This is a genomic window from Agromyces sp. H66, from assembly GCF_004959775.1.
In the GTDB taxonomy this organism is placed as follows: domain Bacteria; phylum Actinomycetota; class Actinomycetes; order Actinomycetales; family Microbacteriaceae; genus Agromyces.
The window spans coordinates 42,525-62,084 of the sequence record NZ_SJZG01000008.1 but is presented as its reverse complement, the minus strand read 5'-3'; the positions used below and the strand labels follow the sequence as shown (position 1 = coordinate 62,084).

Genomic DNA, 19,560 nt, shown 5'->3' with positions numbered 1-19,560 from the left:
ACACTGATGCGCATGCAGCGGCCCCCGACGAGACGACGAAGCAGTGCCGAGGTGGGCGAGGCGGCGAGGACCGCCGCCCTGTCGCTGCTCGCCGAGGAGGGGGTCGGCGGCGTGACCATGGAGGCGGTCGCCGCTCGCATCGGCACCAGCAAGCCCGTGCTCTACCGCCGCTGGCCGGATGCCGGCGCGCTCGTGCGCGACGCGCTCCTCTCGGCCGCGAAGTACCTCGTGCCCCCTGAGGACACGGGCTCGCTGCGCGGCGACATCCGTTCGGTGCTCGCCGGCTGGGCGGCATCCTTCGGGACCCCGCAGGCCGCGCTCTACCCAGTACTCGTCGGCGCGATCCCCCACGACGCGGTGCTGCGTGCCGCCTTCCGGTCCGACATCGTGGGCTGGCGGCGCGAGGCCATGCGAGAGATCTTCGCCCGGGCGGTCGCTCGCGGCGAGGTCGATCCCGGCACGCCCGTCGACCTCGTGAGCGAAGTGGGCCAGGCGATCCTCTGGCATCGCCTGCTCATCACCGGCGACCCCATCGACGACGCGTTCATCGACCGGATCCTCGACGAGGTCGTGCTGCCGCTCGCCATGGGTCCGCACGCCCCCGGCCCGCACGCCCCCGTCAGCGTCGCCACCGCTCGAGGAGGTCGCGCAGGCCGCGAGTGAGCTCGAGGTCGCGGAGTTCGTCGGCATCGACCCAGCGCGCGGCGGCGGCGTCACTGCCCGCGACCGGCGTGCCGCCCCGGTACTCGGCGGCGAACGTGTGGATCTCGAACACCCCGCCGTCGGGCGTGGCCCGCTCGATCGTGCCGAGTTCCGAGGCCACCCGAACGTCCAGGCCCGTTTCCTCGAGCACCTCCCGGGCGGCGGCATCGACCGGGCGCTCGCCGGACTCGACCCGTCCGCCCGGCAGGGTCCACCGGCCGGCCTCCGGGGGCCCCGACCGCTGCACGAGCAGGATGCGGCCCGCGGCATCCGTCACCACCGCACTCACCGCCATCGTTCGCCCCACACCTCAACGGTAGCGACGACATACTGGGAGCATGACCACCTCCCGCGTCGCCACCTTCCACCCCGCATGGGGCGCCGTCGCGATGACCGCCAGCGGCATCGCCCTCGTCTCGCTCCTCGACCCCTGGGCCGGCAGCGGCGTCGACGACGTGGTGGGAGCCGTCACCCTCGTGCTCGCCCTCGTCATCGCCGTCGCGACCTCCGTCGTGTACATCGTCCGCATGACGGCGCACCGGGAGGCCGTCGTCGACGACCTGGCCAATCCCGTGATGGGCGCGATGACCGCGGCGTGGCCCGCGTCACTGCTCATCGCGGCGCTCGCCGTGCTGCAGGCCGGCGTGATCGACCTCGTCGACGGCACGACAGCGCTCTGGGTCGCGCTCGTGTTCTTCGTGCCGGGCCTCGTGGGCACCCTCATCGTGGGCGTCGCCTTCTACACGCGCGTGATCGGCTCGACCGACGTACCGCTGCAGACGGTCTCCGGCAACTGGTTCGTGCCCGTCGTGCCGCTCGTGCTCGTGCCGAGCATCCTCGTGCGCACCGAGGTGCTCGGCGGGCCGGTCGATCCGGCCTCGCTCGCGTTCGTCGCGGTGGCGACCTGGGGCATCGGATTCGGCCTGTTCCTGCTCCTCGCCGCCATCGTCGGCGGCCGCCTGCTCATCGCCTCGCCGCCGGCGCCGCACGCCGCACCGACGTGGTGGATCTGGCTTGCTCCCATCGGTGCCGGGGGCCTCGGGGTCATCTCGATCAGCCGGCTCTCCGCCGTCTCGGAGGCATGGCCGGATGCCACGAGCGCGGCGTTCCTCCTCGCCGCGATGCTCTGGGGCCTCGGCCTCTGGTGGGCCGTCTTCGCGGGCATCATCATCTCCCGCCAGCGCCGCGAGCTACACTTCCAGCTCCCGGTGTGGGGCTTCGGCTTCCCCACCGCGGCGTGGGTCGCCCTCACCGTCGAACTCGCCCGCCATTGGGAACTCGGCTGGCTCGCCGTCTCCGGCGCCGTGCTGTGGGCCGCGCTCATCGTGGCGTTCGCGGCGGCGATCGTGATGACGGTCGTGCGGATGCGCTCGGGCGCGATGTTCGGGCGGTAGCGGCCCGGCGAAGAGCACTCCCACGGCTCGAAGGAATACCCCCGGGGTATTTCTGGTATCGTGGGGGCGTCGTCTTCGACCACCGACCCAAGGAATCATCCGCATGAAGCTCCTCACCCGCCTGCTCGCCCCCCTCGCCGTCGCGGCCGCCGTGGTCTTCGGCGTCGCCGCCTGCGCCCAGACCGCAGACCCGATCGAGGTGGCATCCGACACCGTCGTCATCGACGTGCGCACGCCCGCCGAGTATGCCGGGGGCCACCTCGAGGGCGCGATCAACATCGACGTGCAGTCGCCCGAGTTCGACTCCCTCGTCTCCGAGCTGCCGACCGACGGCGAGTACGTCGTCTACTGCCGTTCGGGCAACCGCTCGGCAGCGGCGATCGACCGCATGGAGGCACTCGGCTTCACGTCGCTCGTGAACGCCGGCGGGGTCGATGCCGCGTCGAACGCCACGGGCCTCGCGATCACGAAGTGATCCGCTCCTCGGCGGCGCGCCTCGTCGACCGCGCGAACCGCTCGTTCGCCGAGCTGCGATCCTGGCCCCGGTCGCGCGGCTGGATCGCGGTCGGCGCGGGCGTCGGCGCGGCCGCGCTGCTCGTCGCGACCGGGGGCCTCGTCACGCAGGCGACGCCTGCAACCTGGTGGGCGTGGCCCGTCATCGCGGCGGGCGCGCTGCTGTTCGGGCTCGTCGTCGCCACCTTCCGCAGCGCACCGGCGGGCGCCGAGCCCGTCGTCTGCGACCTCCGCTGGCCCGTCCTGGGCTTCGTCGGGCTCTCGCTCGCGACCGAGCAGGTCAGCGCCGCGCCGATGATCGACCCGTTGGTGCGACCGGTGTTCGCCCTCGCCGCGCTCGCGCTGCTCGTCTACGGCCTGGTCGATCGGATGTCGCGTGAACGTCGCATGATCGCCGAACGCCGGCGTCTCGAGGCGGGCGGCGACTCCCTCGAGGGCCTCACCTGCACCACCTGCCGACCCCTCTTCCCGGCGCGCCGCGGCGCGACCGCCACTCCGGCGGACGCCACCTCGCCCGCCGACGACCTCAGTCGCCCGTGACGGCGAACTCGCCGAGCGCCTGCACGCCGCCGGCACGGTAGCTCTCCCAGTCGCGGCTCTCGCCGCCGCCCGGCACCACCCGGTGCTCCCACTCCGAGCGCAGCTCGGTCGCGGCATCCGCGATCCCCTCGGGCGTCGACGCGGCGTCGGTGCGCCGCAGGAGGTCGCCCAGGGCGGCGATCCGGCCCTCGTGGAACTTGCCTGCGGGATACGAGCGGCCGTCCTTCGCGATGGCGCATGCGGTCGTGTCGCCGAGGAGCATCGACAACTCCTCCGCCGCCTCGAGTCGACGGCGCTTCACCGTCGACCGGTCGATCGCCGCGTCGCCCATCGATCCGCCCCCGCCTGCGCGCACGAGTGCTCGCTCACCCATTCCATCACGCCCTCACTCGGCGAGGAAGCGCTCGACCTCCTCGGTGAACATGGCGAACGCCGGCTCGTCGGCCTGCAGGATGTGGTTGCGGCCGGGCAGCCCGACGAGTCGGCTGCCGGCGACCATGGCGTGCAGCTCCTCCGCCTCCGAGAACGACCAGACGCGGTCGCCCGTCGTGTGCAGGATGAGCGTCGGCACGTCGATACGGCGGGCCTCGGCCGTGCAGTCGAGGGAACCGAACGCGCGCCAGAGACGGAACGCGTTGCGGGGCGAAGTGGAACGGCGCTGCAGCTCGTCGAACGCGCGCCAGGTGTCGAGCGGCCCGTCTGGCAGGAACCGCGCGTCGTACACCTGCCGGAAACCCGACTGCTCGCTTCCCCACGAGACCTTCATCAGCTCACCGAGCGCCGCCAGTTCGCGACGCTCGTCATCGGTCGCCCTCGCCCAGGTCGAACGTGCGCAGGTGCCGAAGACGATCAGGTGGCTGACCCGCTCGGGATGCCGCGCCGCGTAGGTGATCGCGATCGGCCCACCCTGCGAGATGCCGAGCAATGGGAACCGCTCCAGGCCGAGGTCGTCCACCACGGTCTCGAGGTCGCGGACCCACGCGTCGAGGGCGTACGACTCGACGTCGACGTCCCAGTCGGAGAGCCCGCAGCCTCGCTCGTCGTAGCGCACGAGGGTGTGCGTCCGCGAGAGGGCCTGCCACATGTGCCGCCAGACGGGACTCGTCCAGTCGTGGTCGAGGTGCGTCAGCCAGTTGCTCGCCTTCACCAGGGGCGGGCCGGCGCCGCTCGTCGCGTAGGCGAGGCGCACCCCGTCGACCGCGGTGCAGAACCGCACCTGCTGGGTGAGGGGTTCCGCATCGACGGGTGGGGATTCGCGCGCACGGGCCGCAGCCGATCGACGGTCGAGCGCCCGCTCGCGCAGCTCGCGCGCCTCGACGCCGGGGCCGAACCCGAACTCGGCCTCGAGCGTGCGTGCGAGCAGGTCGTACTGGTGCAGTGCGCCGGTGCGGTCGCCGGCGTCGAGCCGCGCGCGCATGATCGCGACGTGGGCGTCCTCGTCCGTCGGGTCGATCGCCACGAGCTGCTCGAACCGGCCGGCTCGGCGCAGCAGATCGCGGCGCAGCAGTTGCAGCCGCCGGCGGTGGATGCCCGTCCAGTCCTCGTAGAGGTCGAACGGCAGGAGGTCGCCGGCGTACCCGGCCAGCGCCGCCTCGACGGCCGCCTCGGCCATCGCCGGATGGCGAACGGATGTCGCGCGGCCCGCCGCCTCCTCGAACTCGAGCGCGTCGACCCTGAGGTCGGCGTACGGGAAGAGGGCGACGGTGTCACCTTCCAGGACGATCGCGTCGTGGCGGCCGGTGGCGCGCCGCACGAAGTGGGCGGCCTTGTGCAGGCGGTTGGCGACCGACTCGGGCGTCGCCTCTGGCCAGAGCGCGTCGATCACCTGTTCGCGGTGCAGGCGGTGGCTCGGGGTGAGCGCCAACAGCTTCAGGAGGTGGGCGGCGTCTCGCCGCGCGAAGCCCGCCGGGTCGAGGGTGACCCCGTCGACCGCCACCTCGAAACGCCCGAGCACCCGCACCTCGACCCGCGTTGTCGTCGCGGGCGGCGTTCCCCTGGTCACGGCGCCGCTCCTCTGCTCGGCTTCATCTCCTGGGACGAACCTACCTCCCGACGAACCTACAGCCCGATGAACGGCACCATCGCGGTCAGGATCGCCGAGACCGCGAAGATCGCCGAGCCGCTGATGACGAGCAGCAGTTGCACGCGGTACTGCCGCACGACCGCGGCGATGCCGAGGAGGAACAGCGAGATCGACATCAGCACCGTGTAGAGCATGAGCCGGTCGCTGAGGCTGTTCGCCTCGTCACCCTCGACCACGGCCGCATCCGCCTCGGCCTTCGTCTCGTGATAGCCGCCGAACAGTGCGGCCAGGTAGTCCTCGCTGTCGAGGGGACTGTAGTAGGTCTCGGGGTCGGCGGCATTCTCGGCGTCGGCCCACTGGATGGCGGCGGCGAGGTCTTCCGAGACCGCTTGGAACACGAGCACGTCGGCCGTGCTCTGCGCATTGGCGGCCGCCACGGGGTCGCTGCCCTCGGCCTCGATCGACAGCTGCAGGAGCTGGTTCCAGAGCTCGGCGTCCTGCACGTACGTCTGGTTGCCCTCGAGGTAGAGCGACTCCGCCTCGCCCGCCAGGGCCGTCCCGCGCTGGTAGGCGCCGGCCATCCGGCTGTCGTACAGCGCGGCCTGGAACGACGCGTAGGCGATGCCGATCGACACGATGCCGAGGAGGATCGCGATGACCAGCTCGAGGCGATCCTTCTTGCGCTGCTCATCGGCGACGGATGCCGCGGCGGAGTCGCGCGGGGCGATCGGGGTCTCGGCGGACATGGCGGCTCCCGGGGCTCTGGGCGTGCGGCGTGCGGCGTGCGACGTGCGACGTGCGACGTGCGACGTGCGACGTGCTCAGGTTACGGCCGCGAACCGGCACGTCACGCCGGCGGATCCACCCCAGTTCGGGGTCAGGCGTCGCGCGGGTGGTGCTCGACCCTCTGCCAGATCGGCGGATGCGGCATCCGGTTCTCGCGGTAGAGCTTCTCCGCGAACGGCGCCCACACGACCAGCGCGGCCCCCGCGCCCACGAGCATGCCGCCGAACACGTCGGAGATCCAGTGCGCACCGAGGTACATGCGGCTCGCCATCATCAGCAGCGTGTACGCCGCGCCGGCGACCCACACCCACGTGCGGAGGAGGATCAGGCCGAGCGCCGTCGCGATCACCGCCGCGTTCGACGCGTGCCCCGACGGGAACGAACCGAAGTCGGGGTGCACGAGGATGTCCTCGGGTCGCACCCGGCCGACGAGCACCTTGAGGACGCGCGTGACCAGCCCGCTCGCCGCGATCGCGGCGACGAAGAAGACCGCCGCCCACGGTCGGCGCCAGAGCAGCATCCCGATCACGACGACCGCGGGCACGACGAAGCTCGAGACGAGGCCGCTGCCGAGCCGGTCGAGGGCGAGCGCCGCCGACGTGACGGCCGGGGTGCGGCCGGCGGCGACCGCGCTCATCAACGCCGATTCGAACTCGAACGGCTCGCGCGCCTGGTTGATGACGATGACCACGCCGATCGCGACGACCGCGGCGAGCGCGATCACGCCCGTCCACATCCAGGGGCGTCGGCTGACCCGCACCGGCGCCGGCGCATAATGCGTCCGCCCCTCGGGCGGCTCGGGGGGCGACGGCGACTCCTCGGTGCTCATCGCGCCCGTTCCTCCGATCCGATCGTCTCGTCGCCCGACTCCACCGCGGCCGCCTCCTCGCGAGTGCCGACGCGCACCGTGCGCCAGGTGTCGACGGCGATCACGATGCCGAGCACCACGAGGGAGAGGAAGATCGAGCCGACCGCGTCGGTCGCGAAGTGATATCCGAGGTAGATCCGGCAGGCGGCGGTGAGCAGCACGACGACGGCCGCGGCGGCGAACGCGAGGAACGTGATCAGGGGTCGCCGGTGTCGCGAGAACACGAGGTACGTGCCGATGAAGAGGAAGTCGGCGACGCCCATGACGTGACCCGACGGGAACGACGACGTCGGGTCGTAGCCGATCATCATCTCCTCGGCGGGTGGTCGGTCGCGCGCGATGATCGGGGCGAGGGCCTGCACCATGATGACGCCCAGGATCATGCCGCCGGCGAGCAGCACCGGGCGCCATGCGTGCTTCGCGAGCAGCCCCCATGTCACCGTGGTGACGAGGATGATGATCGGCATCACGATCGGGCCGAACACGATCGCCAGCACGATCATGAACGTCGTCAGCCACTCGTCGCGGCCGGACTCGAGCCATGCCTCGACGGGCGCGTCGATGAACGACAGGTCGTCGGCCTCGAGGATCGAGTCGAGCACGATGAAGAAGCCGGTGAGGCCGAGTACGAACAACGTGCCCGCGACGATGTAGAGGTTCCGCTTCCCGGAACCGACGACCACGCGTTCCTCGACCATGAACCGTTCGTGGAACCGCCGCATCCGTCCCGCCCGTCTCTTCTCCGTCTCGCTCACCGCGCACCTCCTCGTCCGGCCGAAGGCAGGACGCTCGGCCGGGATGGCCCATGATGACACGTCGGGTCCCGCCTCCGGAGGGGGTTGCGGCGGGCGCCGTCGTCGGTGCAGTGCCGACTCGACGGGCCCTCGTCATCGGCCACGGGTGGCGTCCTCGACGCGCGCCGTGCGCGGTGTCGGACCCCGCCGGTAGCGTGAGCACATGGCGCGTCGAGCGGATGCCCCGCATCTCCACCTCGAGACGCTCGACGCGTGGCGAGACTGGCTGGCCGAGCATCACGATACGTCGTCGGGTGCCTGGCTGGTGAGTTGGCGCACGGCCACGGGCAGACCGCGGATCGACTACGACGACGCGGTGCTCGAGGCGCTGGCGGTGGGCTGGATCGACGGCCAGGCGAAGACCATCGACGACGAGCGCGGCGCCCAATGGTATGCGCCACGCCGTCCGTCGAGCGGCTGGGCGGCGAGCAACAAGGCCCGCGTGCAGCGCCTCGAGGCCGAGGGACGGATGCAGCCGGCCGGCCGCGCCGCCGTCGAGGCCGCGAAGGCCAACGGCACGTGGAACATGTTCGACGACGCCGAACGCCTCATCGAGCCCCCCGAGCTCGCGGCCCGGCTCGACGACGACCCCGTCGCCCGCGCCAACTGGGAGGCGTTCCCGCCGTCGGCGCGACGGATGGCGCTCGGCTGGATCGCGCTCGCGAAGCGCTCCGAGACGCGCGAGCGGCGCATCGCCGAGACCGTGCGACAGGCCGCGCGGAATGTGCGGCCGGGCACCGGCTGACGATCAGGCGAGCTCCGCCGCCGCCAATCGACCGGATGCCACGGCGTCGGCGAAGGCGGCGAAGTCGCGTTCGTTCTGGTCGGCGTAGTCGGACGCGAACTCGGCGAGCGCACGATCGAACCGGTCGCTCGACCCGAGGTACGCGGCGATCGCCACCCGGTCGCCCGAGCGGGCGTGCGCCCGCGCGAGCGTCTCACCGCAGGCGGTCGCGTAGAGCATGGCGCCGGATGGCACCATCACGTCGAGGTCGGCGCCGCCCTTCCAGTCGTGCAGCTGGCGCAGGTAGAAGTCGCGCACGACGCCGTCGGGCCCCGTCACCTGCTGCCAGCCCAGGAAGAGATCGCTCGCCGCCTGCATGAGCCGCTGTCCGCGCACGACGCGCTCACCGTGCTGGGGGTATCCGCTCGGCGACAGGTACCGCTCGAGCACCGATGCTTCGGCCTGCTTCGCCTGGAGCAGCAGCGGGTCGTCGTCGTCGCGTCCGCGCAGCAGCAGGATCCAGGCCCGGGTGCCGACGCTGCCGACGCCGACGACCTTCCGCGCCATGTGCACGAAGCTGAACTCGGCGACCGGATGCCTCGCACCCGGCAGCGTGGCCTCGTAGCTCCGCAGGATCCCGCGCATCACCGCGACGTCGTCCTCGTGAGAGCGATCGAGCGGGAGCAGGTCCTCGTAGGGAACGATGAGCGGCGGGTCGGCCATGATCCGCAACTCGCCGTCCACCCGGTGCACCAGCTTCGAGAACGCCCGCAGGCTGTCGCGCGTGCGCGCCTTGGCGATCGCCGTCTCGGCACGCTTCACGAGTTGCTTGTCGAGGCGGTTCGCCTCCCGTTCGGCACGCACCCACGCAGCCACCTGATTGGCGTCGAGCCGGTCGTACCACGCGTCGAGCACCCGGGATGCGGCGGCTCGCGACATCCGTTCCCGGTATCCCCGCACGACGTTGCGAGCGACCGCGACGCGCTCGGCGTCGGTGAAGCCGCGGTGACGGCCCGCCACCTCGAAGCTCGCGGCGAGGCGCTTGAGGTCCCACTCCCATGGCCCGGGCAGGGTCTCGTCGAAGTCGTTGATGTCGAAGAGCAACCGGCGTTCCGGGGTGCCGAACAGCCCGAAGTTCGCGAGGTGGGCGTCACCGCAGAGTTGCACGGGGAGGCCGGAGTCGGGCGTGGTCGCGAGGTCGGCTGCCATGAGCAGGGCGGCGCCCCGGTAGAAGGCGAACGGCGACGCGAGCATCCGGGCGTGCCGGATCGGCACGAGCTCGGGCACGCGGGTCTCCGCCTGCCCCTCGAGCAGCGCCACCGGATCCGGGCGGTCTGCGGGGGGTCGCCATCCCGCGTGGCTCGACCTGGGCACGCGGCGCCGGGCCCGCCTGCCCCACGCCTCGCGGGCGGCGAAGTCGGTCGGCGGCGGTGCGGTGTCGGATGCCTCGTTCACGAGCACTCCCTCGCTGCGTCGTCGCGTGCGTCAGTCGGCCAGGAAGGGCTCGTGACGGTATCCGTCGGGTTCGAGGATCGCGGCCGTGGACTCCGGCACCTCGACGAACACGCCCGGCACGTCGGAGAGCGGCTCGGAGACCACGAGGCGCGCCTCGTCGCCGAACTCCCGCAGTCGCTCCACATCGGGATACATCTCCCGCAGCGTCGGGATGTCGGCGGAATGGAAGAGCGAGCGCGTGCGTCCCTGCGACGAGTACCGGAATGCCCACACCCGCTGGCCGTCGGACACCGCGATCGTCCCCTGCCACGGGAACTGCACGTCGTGTTCGTGTCCGACGGACTCGACGGCTCGGATCGCGCGGCCGACGGCTGCGATCGGGTCGTCGGCGAGCCCGAGCGTCAACGCGAGGTGGAAGAGCACCTCCGAGTCGGTCGTGCCCATGACGTTCGGATACAGCGACGGGTCGATCGCGAGCGTGAGGTCGCGCTTGACCTTCCGCCAGCCGCCGATCGAGCCGTTGTGCATGAACATCCAGTTCTCGTAGCGGAACGGATGGCAGTTCGTCTGCTGGATCGGCGGCGCGGTCGCGGCGCGCACATGCGTGAAGAAGAGCGGCGACACGATCGCCCTGGTCAGCTCACGCAGGTTCTGGTCGTTCCAGGCCGGATCCGTGCTGTGGAACAGCGCCGGCTCCGTTCCCGCCGGCGCGTCGGTCGGATACCAGCCGAACCCGAAGCCGTCGCCGTTCACGGGTTCCGCGCCGAGCGACGACTCGAGCGATTGCGCGACGATCGAGTTCTTCGAGTCGAGCACGATGGTCGAGGGACGCAACGGCTCCCCCAGATACGCCAGCCACCTGCACATGGAATCTTCCCCTCCTGCGGATCACCTGACCCGGTACCGCACGAACACCACGCCGTTGTCGAAGCGTCGCTCCTCGACGAGCTCGAGCAGCAGGCGCACGCCGTCGGGCAGGAATCGCGTGCCCCCACCCACCACGATCGGATGCAGGAACAGGCGCACCTCGTCGACGAGGCCCGCGCGGAAGGCGTGCGCGGCGAGGCCCGGGCCCGAGATCGACACGTCCCTGGTCGAGCTCTGCACGAGGTCGCGCACCGCATCGGCGTCGAAGCTCCGCTCGACGCGGGTGCGCCTCGTGCCGGCGTCGTCCAGGCTGGTCGAGAACACGACCTTGTCGGCCGCCTGCCAGACCGACGTGTAGTCCCGCTCCACCTCGGGCCGGTCGGGCTCCTCGTGGGCGTGTTCCCAGCCGCGCATCACCTCGAACATGCGGCGCCCGTAGAGGTAGGTGCCGATCGAGCGCTCGAGGTCGTTCACGAACGCGTGCACCGCGGCATCCGGCTCGCCCCAGCTGAAGTCGCCGCGCTCGTCGGCGATGTACCCGTCGAGCGACGTCAAGCCGCTGGTGACCAACCTGCCCACGGCGTCCTCCTCTGCGGATCGTGCCCGAGGCCGTTCAGCCGGAGGGCACCGGCTCGGGCGTCGCCTCGGCTTCCGTGCTCGGGCATTTCGCGAGTTCCTGCATCCTCGCAGACGCCTGCTCGATCGACCACGGCAATTCGACCAGCGGGCGCTCGTGTTCGGGGGCGGCGTCGGCCTTCGAGGCGATCGAGGCGAGGCCGAACGCGACCTCCCGCACGAAGCCGGCCCCCGAGGTGGCGTTGTTGAGCGCCACCACGACCGTGAGGCCGCTGTCGGGATCGGTGAAGGCGGCGGTGAGCGCTCCGGTGCTCTCACCGGCCGACCCCCGCAGCGTCCCGTACTGGAAACCGCCGATACCCGCCTCGTACCATGCGGGCGCCGAACCGCCGAGGGGAAGCGTCGTCCACTGCGTGCGCGTCGTCGACTCGCTGAGCAGGGCGCCCGTGGCGAAGGCCTGGGCGAGGCGGCGCGTGTCTTCGAGGTTCGATACCGCGCCGGCGGCGGCGCCGCCCATCGAGCTCGACTGGGCGGAGTCGTCGACGAGCACGGCGCAGTCGACGGTGCCGTCCTGTGCGAGGCCGGCGGTGTAGGCGTCGAGCGTTCCGTCGTGCGCGGTGATCGAGGCATCCGGCAGCCGTGTGCCCTCCATGCCGAGCGGCTCGAACACGTACTCGGTCGCGAGGTCCGACCACGACCGGCCGGTGCGGCGCTCGAGTGCCAGCGCGAGCAGGAGGATGCCCGTGCGCGATTCGCGCACCTGCTCCCCCGGCGGTCCCGTTCGCGGCATCGCGAGCCCGTTGGAGACCAGCTCGACCGCCGGCCACGGGCGCTCGGGGTTCGCCACGAAGTGACTGCGCAGGCCGGGGTAGTAATCGGCGAGACCCGACGTGTGCCGGCAGAGGTGCTCGAGGGTGATGCCGTCGAGTCGCGGGATCCAGTCCACGTATCGCTCCACCTCGTCGTCGAGTGCGACGACGCCCTCGTCGGCGAGGGCCAGCAGCACCGTGCAGGTGATCTCGGTGGTCACGGTGGCGAGGCGGAACCCGTCTTCGGGGGTCACCTCCGCGGCGGCCTCGTCGAATCCGGTGGTGCCGGACGTGCCGATCCACTCGCCGGCCCACGGCGCCCACACGCCCGCGAGCCCACCGCTCGACCCGCTCAGGGCGACGGCGTCGTCGAGCACCGACTGGAGGTCGGAGGCGATCTCCTCCGCCAACGCGGCGTCGACCTGGCCGAAGCCGGCGGCGGGATCGATGACGTCCGCCGTGCATCCCGAGAGCACGAGGGATGCGACCATCGCGGCGACGAGTCCCACCCGCCGCCGTGATGCCCCCTGACGGTCAGCCACCGTGCCCCCCTAGCCGTGTGTCCGCAGCGATTGTAACCCGCAGAGGTGGCGCAGACGTACGCGACGGGCGCGACGGGGTCGCCTCGAGCGCGCTCGAGGCACGCAGGTGCCCGCCGCGCGGGGCGGCCTCCGCGGGCGTCAGGCCGTCGCCCCGGGTTGCACGGAGTCGGTGCCGATCTCGCGCACCGCGCCCGCCATGAAGCGCTCGACATCCCGGTCGACCATGATGTCGCCGGGGCGCAGCGGCCGGGCGAGGTAGAGGCCCTCGAGGCTCGTCAACCGCGAGAGCGCCACGTACGTCTGGCCCGGGCTGAACACGCGCGGACCGAGGTCGACGATGGCGGCGTCGTAGCTCGCGCCCTGCGACTTGTGGATCGTGACCGCCCACGCGAGCCGCAGCGGGAACTGCGTGAACTCGGCGACGATCTGTCGTTCGAGCTTCTTCCGCGCCGGGTCCCACGTGTACTTGTACTTCTCCCATGTCGCCGGTTCGACCTCGTGCTCCTCGCCGTCGATCTCCACGCGCACCTCGCGCGTGAGCGACGTGACCGTGCCGATGGTGCCGTTCACCCAGCGGGGTCCGTCGCCGCGCACCGCGGTGTCGTTGCGCAGGAACATCACCTGCGCGCCGAGCTTCAGCTCGAGCCGCTCGTCGGCCGGGAAGGCGCGGCCGCCGAAGTCGCCGTTCACCTCGGCCTCGTTGGCGAGCGACTGCCCGGGCAGGCGATGCAGCTGCGAGCGGTTGATGCGATTGACGGTGTCGTTGGTGGTGGCGAGGGTGATCGCCCCGTGCTCGGGCAGCGGGCGTCGTGCGCCGGCGTCGTTGAGCACCCCCGCGATCTCGGCGGTCACCCACCCGTGCCGCACGGCGTTGAGCATGTGCTTGAACGCATCGTCGTGCTGGCGATGGATCTCGCCGAGCTCGTAGATGCGCAGGTCGGCCTCCCGCCAGACGTTCGCGTCGAAGAACCACATCGAGCGGTACGTGTCGGCGAAGTAGCGCCGCTCGTCGCCCGAGCCGGGCACGGGTGCGAGCTGGTAGGGGTCGCCGAACAGCACGACCTGCGCGCCGCCGAACGGTTCGTGCGGCCGCTGGCGGGCCTGGCGCAGCGACCGGTCCATGGCGTCCATGAGGTCGGCGTTCACCATCGAGACCTCGTCGATCACGAGCGTGTCCATGGCGTTCAGGATCTTGCGCACCGCGTCGTTCTGCTCGATGTCGTGGTCGGCGATGACCCCGATCGGCAGGCGGAACAGCGAGTGGATCGTCTGCCCGCCCACGTTCAGCGCGGCCACGCCCGTGGGGGCGCAGATCACGATCTGCTTCTGCGTGTTCCAGTTCAGGTGGTTCAGCAACGTCGACTTGCCGGTGCCCGCCCGCCCGGTGACGAAGACGTGCTCGCGCGTGCCTTCGATGGCCTGGAACACCGCGGCCTGTTCGCGGGTGAGGGTCACGTTCTGCACGGGGAGGCTTTCGATCCGGCGGTCGGATGCCGCGAGCGGGCGTCGCGGCCACGGCGCCCGTGGGGGCGCGCTCCCACTGTAACCGCGTCCGCCCGGACATCGACCGTCGCCGCCGCACCTGTGGCCGGGGACCCGCGGGCCTGTGGAACCTCCGGAGACGGTGTGTTCCGCCTGCGTAGACTGTCCGGGTGGGGAGCTCAGGCGTGCGCAGCGGTCGGCTGTCCGTGCTGTCCGTCATCGGCTGGGCCTCGCTCGCGGTGCTCCTCGTCGCGGCCTTCCTGGCGGCGCTCGGCGCGCTGAACCAGACCACCTACGGCTCCTCGAGCTTCGTCGAGCGCTACCTCACCGCCATCGCGGAAGACGACATCGCGACCGCGTCGACCACCCCGGGCGTCGCGCTCGACGCGGCCGAGCTCGCCGCACTCGGTGTGCCGGCGAACGTCTCGACGGCGATGTTCCGCTCCGACGTCATCGAAGTCGGGCCCGAGGACGTGCGCATCGTCCGCGATGTCGAGAATGACGACGGCAGTCACTCGGTCACCGCCAGTTACCGGCTCGAGACGGCCATCGTCGAGACCACGTTCGACGTGCGACCGCTCGCACCGCTCTACGGGCTGCTGAACCGGTGGGAGTTCGCGGTGAGTCCCATCGCCGTCATCGACGTCACCGCGGCGCACAGTCCGCTCTTCACGGTCGGCTCGCTCGAGCTCGACACCAGGGCGACCAAGACCGGCGACGACCTCGCCGCCTTCACGCAGGTGACCCCCTACCTCGCGATCGCTCCGGCCGTCTACGAGTTCGGGTACCGGTCGACGCTCCTCGAGGCGGTGCCCGTCGAACTGCCCGTCGAGCCGTCGTCGCGCGCGGCGGTGACGGTCGACGCCATACCCACCGCGACGTTCGTCGAACGGGTGCAGGCGAAGGTCGACGACTACCTGCAGTCGTGCACCACGCAGCCCGTCCTGAAGCCGGCCGGATGCCCGTTCGGCATCGACATCGACGACCGCGTGGTGAGCGATCCGGTCTGGACGATGGTGTCGAACCCCGTGGTCACCCTCGCGGCGGGCGAGACCGCGTTCGAGATGCCGCCCACCGAGGGCGTCGCGCACATCTCGGTCGAGGTGCAGTCGCTGTTCGACGGCGAGTACTCGCAGCTCGAGGTCGACCGGCCCTTCCAGATCGCGCTGTCGGCGAGCATCCGGCCCGACGGCAGCATCGCGATCCAGCTGAAGTAGCCAGCGTCAGCCCTGCCGGTCGTGCTCCGCGATCGCCGCGAGCCTCGCGTTGTACTCCTCGAGTTCCGCTTCGCCGGTGCGGTCGGCGTGCCGGTCGCGTCGCTTCGATTCCTTCTCGTCGCTGCGCGCCCACTGCACCGCGACCGTGATCGCGAGCGCCACGGTCGGGATCTCCCCGACCGACCAGGCGATGCCGCCGCCGACCTGCTGGTCGGCGAGCGCGTCGGTGCCCCAGCCCATGGCGCCGTACCAGTCGGCGAGGAGGAGCCCCGTGCCCGACATGATCGCGAGGCCGAAGAACGCGTGCATCGCCATCGTGCCGAGCAGCAGCACCAGCCGGAACGGGTACGGCAACCGGTACGGCACCGGATCGATGCCGATGAGCGACTGCACGAAGAGGTAGCCCGTGATGAGGAAGTGCACGATCATCCACTCGTGGCCGATGTGGTCGAACATGGTCCAGCGGAACAGCGGCGAGTAGTAGAAGATCCAGAGCGAGCTCGCGAACAGCACGGCCGCGACGATCGGGTTCGCGATGATCGCCGCGTATCGCGAGTGCACGGCGATGAGGATCCACTCGCGTCCGCCCCGCGAGCCGTCCTTGCGCGGGTGGATGGCGCGGGCGGCGAGCGTCACCGGGGCGCCCGGCACGAGCAGCACCGGCACGGCCATGGTGAGGGCCATGTGCGCACCCATGTGGGCCGAGAACAGGTAGCTCTCGTAGGCGTTCACGCCGCCGTTGGTGACATACGCGAGCACGACGAGGCCCGCGACCCACAGCACCGTGCGGTAGACGGGCCAGGCGTCGCCGCGGCGTCGGAGACGCAGCACCCCCGCGACGTAGAAGAAGATGCCGAAGCCGCAGACGAGCAGCCAGATGAGGTCGGGGTTCCACTCGGTGAAGTAGCGCCACCAGTCGGGCCACGGCGGCAGGGGCTCGCCCGTGAGGATCTCGGCGGGCGTGCGCGCGAGCGAACCCGGCTCCTCGGGGACGGGCGTGGCCGTGCGGGCCAGAGCGGCGGCGACGCCCGAGGCGATGCCCATGAACGCGAGCTCGGCGACCACCAGGATCCAGAACGTCCCGGCCACGCCCGCCGGTCGAGGAGCACCCGGCGAAGCCGGCCGCGTCTCGAGACCGGCAGCGGCCCGCGACATCCGTCCGATCAGGAACCGCCGCTGGACCGCTCCGAACACGCCGATCGCGATGAGCGCCGCGACCTTCACGACGACGAGCACGCCGTACGGCGACCCGAGTTCCTGCCACGTGCCGATGCGCAGTGCGGCGCTCATGTAGCCCGACAGCGCGACGACGATGAACGAGACGAGCGCGACGGTCGAGTAGCGGGCGAGCACCACCGGCAGCCGGTCGGCGTCGAGCTCGCGCCGCAGCAGCACGATCGTGACGAGCCCGCCGAGCCACGCCGAGACGAACACGAGGTGCAGCCCGAGCGAGGTGATCGCGGCGTCGTGCCCGGCTGCCCCGGCGGCGTGGCCCTGCTGCGCCATGGGCACGAGCGCGGCGGCGGCGAGCACCGTCACGAACACGAGCGCCGTGTGGTTGCGCACCGCGAAGCACAGCACGGTGACCGCGGCGGCCACGAGCGTCGTCGTGAGCCACGCCTGACCCAACTCGATCTCGGTGACGAACTGTCCGAGCTGCCGGCCGAACGCGTCGCCGAAGTCGAGTGGTGCACCGGTGACGACGAGGAAGGTGAAGATCGTCGTCGCGGCGCTGGCCACCGTGAGCAGGGCGGCGGATGCCGCGGCCACGTCGAGCGCGACGTCGAACTCGCGTCGCTTCGGGCTGAGCGCCCAGACCGCGAGCACGAGCGCACCGATCATGCCGGCCGCGCCGAGGTTCACGACGAGCTTCGCGATGGGCAGGCCCCACCTGGCGACGGGACCGGGGTCCTGGATGGGAATGGGTGCGGCGCCGCCGCCGTAGGCGAGGCCCGCGAGGGTCGCGACGAACGCGACGGCGAGGAGCACGGCGGGGCCGAGCACGCGGACGGAGCGGGGCACCGAACCAGCCTAGACGTCCCCGCCCGTGCGATCGCTCGGAACGGTCCGCCGCGGCATCCACCCGACCCCCGCCCGCCTCGGGGCGGCCCGCCTCACGCCCGCGACATCCGCTCGCCCGACGACGGAGGGGCGCACGGCCTGTGCCGCACGCCCCTCCGGAGTCTCGGATGCTACTTGGCGGCAGCCTTGAGCTTCGATCCCGCCGAGACCTTGACCGAGTGACCGGCCGGGATCTGGATGGTGGCACCCGTCTGCGGGTTGCGGCCGGTGCGCGCGGCACGCGAGGTGCGCTCGACGGAGAGCCAGCCGGGGATGGAGACCTTGGTGCCCGAGCCGACGGACTCGGCGAGCGCGTCGAAGAGACCGCCGAGCACGGCGTCGACGGTGGCCTGGCTCTGGCCGGTCGACGCGGCGATCTTCGCGACGAGCTCGGTCTTGTTCAGCGACTTGTCAGCCATTGAATGTCCTCCTCGGACTTTCGCTGTTCGGTACAGCTATCTATGAGTTCTCGGGAACGATCGTTCAACCGCCCCCGTGGCCGATCGGGCCGCCTCGAATGTAACAGAGATCCGCGGAATCTCGCGGATTTCCGGCCCTTTCGGGCAGACTCGCGATCGGCGTGTCGCTGCTCCGATGTCGACCGGGCCCGGAGACGACGAGAGGGGCGCCCCTTCCGGGACGCCCCTCTCGGTGAAACGTTGGTGCCTGTGGTGCCTACCAGCTCGACTTGGTGATGCCGGGCAGCTCGCCACGGTGCGCCATGTCACGGAAGCGGACGCGCGAGACGCCGAACTTCGTCAGCACGCCGCGGGGGCGGCCGTCGATGGCGTCACGCGAGCGCACGCGCACCGGCGAGGCGTTGCGCGGGAGCTTCTGCAGGCCGACTCGGGCGGCCTCGCGGGTCTCGTCGGTGCCGTTCGGGTCGACGAGGGCCTTCTTCAGTTCGGCGCGCTTCGCCGCGTAGCGGTCGACGACCACCTTGCGCTGTTCGTTGCGCGCGATCTTGCTCTTCTTCGCCATGTCTTAGCGCTCCTCTCGGAAGTCGACGTGCTTGCGCACCACGGGGTCGTACTTCTTGAGCACGAGACGGTCGGGGTTGTTGCGACGGTTCTTGCGGGTCACGTAGGTGTACCCGGTGCCGGCCGTCGAACGGAGCTTGATGATGGGGCGGATGTCCTGTGCCTTCGCCATCAGAGCTTCACCCCCCGAGCCTGGATGTCCTTGACGACGGCCTCGATGCCACGGGCGTCGATCACCTTGATGCCCTTGGCGGACACGTTCAGGGTGACGTTACGACGAAGCGACGGCACGTAGTACGTCTTCTTCTGCACGTTCGGGTCGAAGCGCCGCTTCGTCCGGCGGTGCGAGTGCGAGATGTTGTGTCCGAAGCCGGGAACGGCTCCGGTCACCTGGCACACTGCTGCCATTGGTCTTTCCTCCAATACCGAGGGGCGGATGCCCCTCCCAAGGTCTCTTGTCTGCTGACGTTCGCCACGCCGAAGCCCGCGATCGCTCGCGGTTCTCGAAGAGGGATTGTCGCGGTCTGGGCAGTGGAAGTACCCAGCCAAACGACCAGCTTACCAGACCCGGGGCGCGCCGCCTGGACCGGCCGGATGCCGCGGGCCCGAGCCTCCCGGGGCCGCGCCCACGTCTCGTCCACACCTTCCCTTCTCCGGTCGAAGGAGGGAGCCTTCTCCGGTCGAAGGGGGGAGCCTTCTCCGGTCGAAGGAGGGAGCGCGCGACGCGCCGACGCCACGCCGGCGTGTCGCCCGAATCGTCCTTCGACTCGTGAAGCGCACCTGGACCCGGGCTGCGGCGCGGCATCCGGAGGCGTAGCCTCACCCGCATGGCCACGTGGGACGACGTTCGCGAGTTCGCACTCGCCCTCCCCTGCGCGAGCGAACGCGTCTCGCGCGGGGGTGCGCACTGGAAGGTGAACGGGAGGGGCTTCGTCTGGGAGCGGCCGCTGCGTCGCGCCGACCTGGAGGCGCTCGGCATCGACCAGCGGGCGGGTCCCGTGCTGGGCGCCGCGACCGAGGACGAGGCGGTGAAGTTCGCGCTCGTCGCCGAGGACCCCACCGTCTTCTTCACGACCCCGCACTTCGACGGCTACGCCGCGGTGCTCGTGCACCTCGACGCCATCTCGCGGCGCCGCCTCGGTGAGCTCGTGGCGGAGGCGTGGGCGGCCAAGGCGCCGGCCGCGCTCGTGCGCGAGCACCTCGGCCGCTTCCCCGACTGATCGCGCC

At 71.3% G+C, this 19,560-nt stretch carries 23 protein-coding genes; 7 read left to right on the top strand and 16 right to left on the bottom strand.

Annotated elements, in window-relative coordinates:
* The first annotated feature begins 12 nt into the window (after positions 1 to 12).
* Entirely contained in the window at positions 13 to 663 is a 651-nt protein-coding gene (locus EZM51_RS14140; protein ID WP_136708953.1) for a TetR/AcrR family transcriptional regulator, read from the top strand.
* Here the strand turns inward: EZM51_RS14140 and EZM51_RS14135 are convergent.
* A complete protein-coding gene (locus EZM51_RS14135) occupies positions 620 to 1,009 on the bottom strand; it encodes an NUDIX domain-containing protein (RefSeq protein WP_211195920.1) in 390 nt (129 codons plus the stop codon). The genes EZM51_RS14140 and EZM51_RS14135 overlap by 44 nt on opposite strands.
* A 31-nt stretch (positions 1,010 to 1,040) precedes the next feature.
* Between EZM51_RS14135 and EZM51_RS14130 the strand changes: the two genes are divergently transcribed.
* The 3 genes from EZM51_RS14130 (at position 1,041) to EZM51_RS14120 (ending at position 3,149) form a co-directional block, all read left to right on the top strand.
* Entirely contained in the window at positions 1,041 to 2,096 is a 1,056-nt protein-coding gene (locus tag EZM51_RS14130) for a hypothetical protein (protein WP_136708952.1), read from the top strand.
* 103 nt (positions 2,097 to 2,199) lie between these two features.
* A complete protein-coding gene (locus EZM51_RS14125; protein ID WP_136708951.1) occupies positions 2,200 to 2,571 on the top strand; it encodes a rhodanese-like domain-containing protein in 372 nt (123 codons plus the stop codon).
* Positions 2,568 to 3,149, top strand: coding sequence for a hypothetical protein (locus tag EZM51_RS14120; RefSeq protein WP_136708950.1), 582 nt, complete (start codon positions 2,568 to 2,570; stop codon positions 3,147 to 3,149). The genes EZM51_RS14125 and EZM51_RS14120 overlap by 4 nt, the downstream gene beginning before the upstream one ends.
* On the opposite strand, the gene EZM51_RS14115 is transcribed toward EZM51_RS14120, so the two are convergent.
* From EZM51_RS14115 to EZM51_RS14095, 5 genes are all read right to left on the bottom strand, one after another.
* Positions 3,136 to 3,522, bottom strand: a complete 387-nt coding sequence (locus EZM51_RS14115; RefSeq protein ID WP_136708949.1) for a hypothetical protein — start codon at positions 3,520 to 3,522, stop codon at positions 3,136 to 3,138. The two genes, EZM51_RS14120 and EZM51_RS14115, sit on opposite strands and share 14 nt — an antisense overlap.
* A gap of 12 nt (positions 3,523 to 3,534) precedes the next feature.
* Positions 3,535 to 5,151: an alpha/beta hydrolase gene (locus EZM51_RS14110; protein WP_136708948.1), complete on the bottom strand. Its 1,617-nt coding sequence runs from the start codon at positions 5,149 to 5,151 to the stop codon at positions 3,535 to 3,537.
* A gap of 56 nt (positions 5,152 to 5,207) precedes the next feature.
* Complete coding sequence (locus tag EZM51_RS14105) at positions 5,208 to 5,918, bottom strand: hypothetical protein (RefSeq protein ID WP_136708947.1); 711 nt, start codon at positions 5,916 to 5,918, stop codon at positions 5,208 to 5,210.
* A gap of 131 nt (positions 5,919 to 6,049) precedes the next feature.
* On the bottom strand, positions 6,050 to 6,787 hold the full coding sequence (locus EZM51_RS14100) for a phosphatase PAP2 family protein (RefSeq protein WP_136708946.1): 738 nt from the start codon (positions 6,785 to 6,787) through the stop codon (positions 6,050 to 6,052).
* A complete protein-coding gene (locus tag EZM51_RS14095) occupies positions 6,784 to 7,581 on the bottom strand; it encodes a phosphatase PAP2 family protein (protein WP_248305664.1) in 798 nt (265 codons plus the stop codon). Before EZM51_RS14095 ends, EZM51_RS14100 begins: the two co-directional genes overlap by 4 nt.
* A gap of 202 nt (positions 7,582 to 7,783) precedes the next feature.
* Between EZM51_RS14095 and EZM51_RS14090 the strand changes: the two genes are divergently transcribed.
* On the top strand, positions 7,784 to 8,365 hold the full coding sequence (locus EZM51_RS14090; RefSeq protein ID WP_136708945.1) for a YdeI/OmpD-associated family protein: 582 nt from the start codon (positions 7,784 to 7,786) through the stop codon (positions 8,363 to 8,365).
* A gap of 3 nt (positions 8,366 to 8,368) precedes the next feature.
* On the opposite strand, the gene EZM51_RS14085 is transcribed toward EZM51_RS14090, so the two are convergent.
* From EZM51_RS14085 to EZM51_RS14065, 5 genes are all read right to left on the bottom strand, one after another.
* On the bottom strand, positions 8,369 to 9,799 hold the full coding sequence (locus tag EZM51_RS14085; RefSeq protein ID WP_136708944.1) for a DUF2252 domain-containing protein: 1,431 nt from the start codon (positions 9,797 to 9,799) through the stop codon (positions 8,369 to 8,371).
* Between the two features lie 30 nt (positions 9,800 to 9,829).
* Positions 9,830 to 10,666: a class II glutamine amidotransferase gene (locus EZM51_RS14080; RefSeq protein WP_136708943.1), complete on the bottom strand. Its 837-nt coding sequence runs from the start codon at positions 10,664 to 10,666 to the stop codon at positions 9,830 to 9,832.
* Positions 10,667 to 10,687: 21 nt separating this feature from the next.
* Positions 10,688 to 11,245 (bottom strand): dihydrofolate reductase family protein, encoded by a 558-nt coding sequence (locus EZM51_RS14075; RefSeq protein ID WP_136708942.1) that lies wholly within the window; start codon positions 11,243 to 11,245, stop codon positions 10,688 to 10,690.
* A gap of 34 nt (positions 11,246 to 11,279) precedes the next feature.
* The gene (locus EZM51_RS14070; RefSeq protein ID WP_136708941.1) at positions 11,280 to 12,593 is read right to left on the bottom strand and encodes a serine hydrolase domain-containing protein; all 1,314 of its coding nucleotides are present in this window, start codon (positions 12,591 to 12,593) and stop codon (positions 11,280 to 11,282) included.
* Positions 12,594 to 12,731: 138 nt separating this feature from the next.
* Positions 12,732 to 14,057 (bottom strand): AAA family ATPase, encoded by a 1,326-nt coding sequence (locus EZM51_RS14065; protein WP_136708940.1) that lies wholly within the window; start codon positions 14,055 to 14,057, stop codon positions 12,732 to 12,734.
* A 188-nt stretch (positions 14,058 to 14,245) separates the two neighbouring features.
* Between EZM51_RS14065 and EZM51_RS14060 the strand changes: the two genes are divergently transcribed.
* On the top strand, positions 14,246 to 15,292 hold the full coding sequence (locus tag EZM51_RS14060; protein ID WP_136708939.1) for a hypothetical protein: 1,047 nt from the start codon (positions 14,246 to 14,248) through the stop codon (positions 15,290 to 15,292).
* A 6-nt stretch (positions 15,293 to 15,298) separates the two neighbouring features.
* On the opposite strand, the gene EZM51_RS14055 is transcribed toward EZM51_RS14060, so the two are convergent.
* From EZM51_RS14055 to rpmB, 5 genes are all read right to left on the bottom strand, one after another.
* Positions 15,299 to 17,314: a bifunctional copper resistance protein CopD/cytochrome c oxidase assembly protein gene (locus tag EZM51_RS14055; protein WP_211195918.1), complete on the bottom strand. Its 2,016-nt coding sequence runs from the start codon at positions 17,312 to 17,314 to the stop codon at positions 15,299 to 15,301.
* Positions 17,315 to 17,484: 170 nt separating this feature from the next.
* A complete protein-coding gene (locus EZM51_RS14050) occupies positions 17,485 to 17,772 on the bottom strand; it encodes an HU family DNA-binding protein (protein ID WP_136708938.1) in 288 nt (95 codons plus the stop codon).
* Positions 17,773 to 18,028: 256 nt separating this feature from the next.
* Positions 18,029 to 18,334 (bottom strand): 30S ribosomal protein S14, encoded by a 306-nt coding sequence (gene rpsN, locus EZM51_RS14045; RefSeq protein ID WP_136708937.1) that lies wholly within the window; start codon positions 18,332 to 18,334, stop codon positions 18,029 to 18,031.
* Between the two features lie 3 nt (positions 18,335 to 18,337).
* Entirely contained in the window at positions 18,338 to 18,508 is a 171-nt protein-coding gene (gene rpmG / locus EZM51_RS14040; RefSeq protein WP_211195928.1) for a 50S ribosomal protein L33, read from the bottom strand.
* A complete protein-coding gene (gene rpmB / locus EZM51_RS14035; protein ID WP_136708936.1) occupies positions 18,505 to 18,741 on the bottom strand; it encodes a 50S ribosomal protein L28 in 237 nt (78 codons plus the stop codon). The genes rpmG and rpmB overlap by 4 nt, the downstream gene beginning before the upstream one ends.
* A 419-nt stretch (positions 18,742 to 19,160) precedes the next feature.
* Between rpmB and EZM51_RS14030 the strand changes: the two genes are divergently transcribed.
* Entirely contained in the window at positions 19,161 to 19,553 is a 393-nt protein-coding gene (locus tag EZM51_RS14030) for an MmcQ/YjbR family DNA-binding protein (protein ID WP_136708934.1), read from the top strand.
* The last annotated feature ends 7 nt before the right edge of the window (positions 19,554 to 19,560 follow it).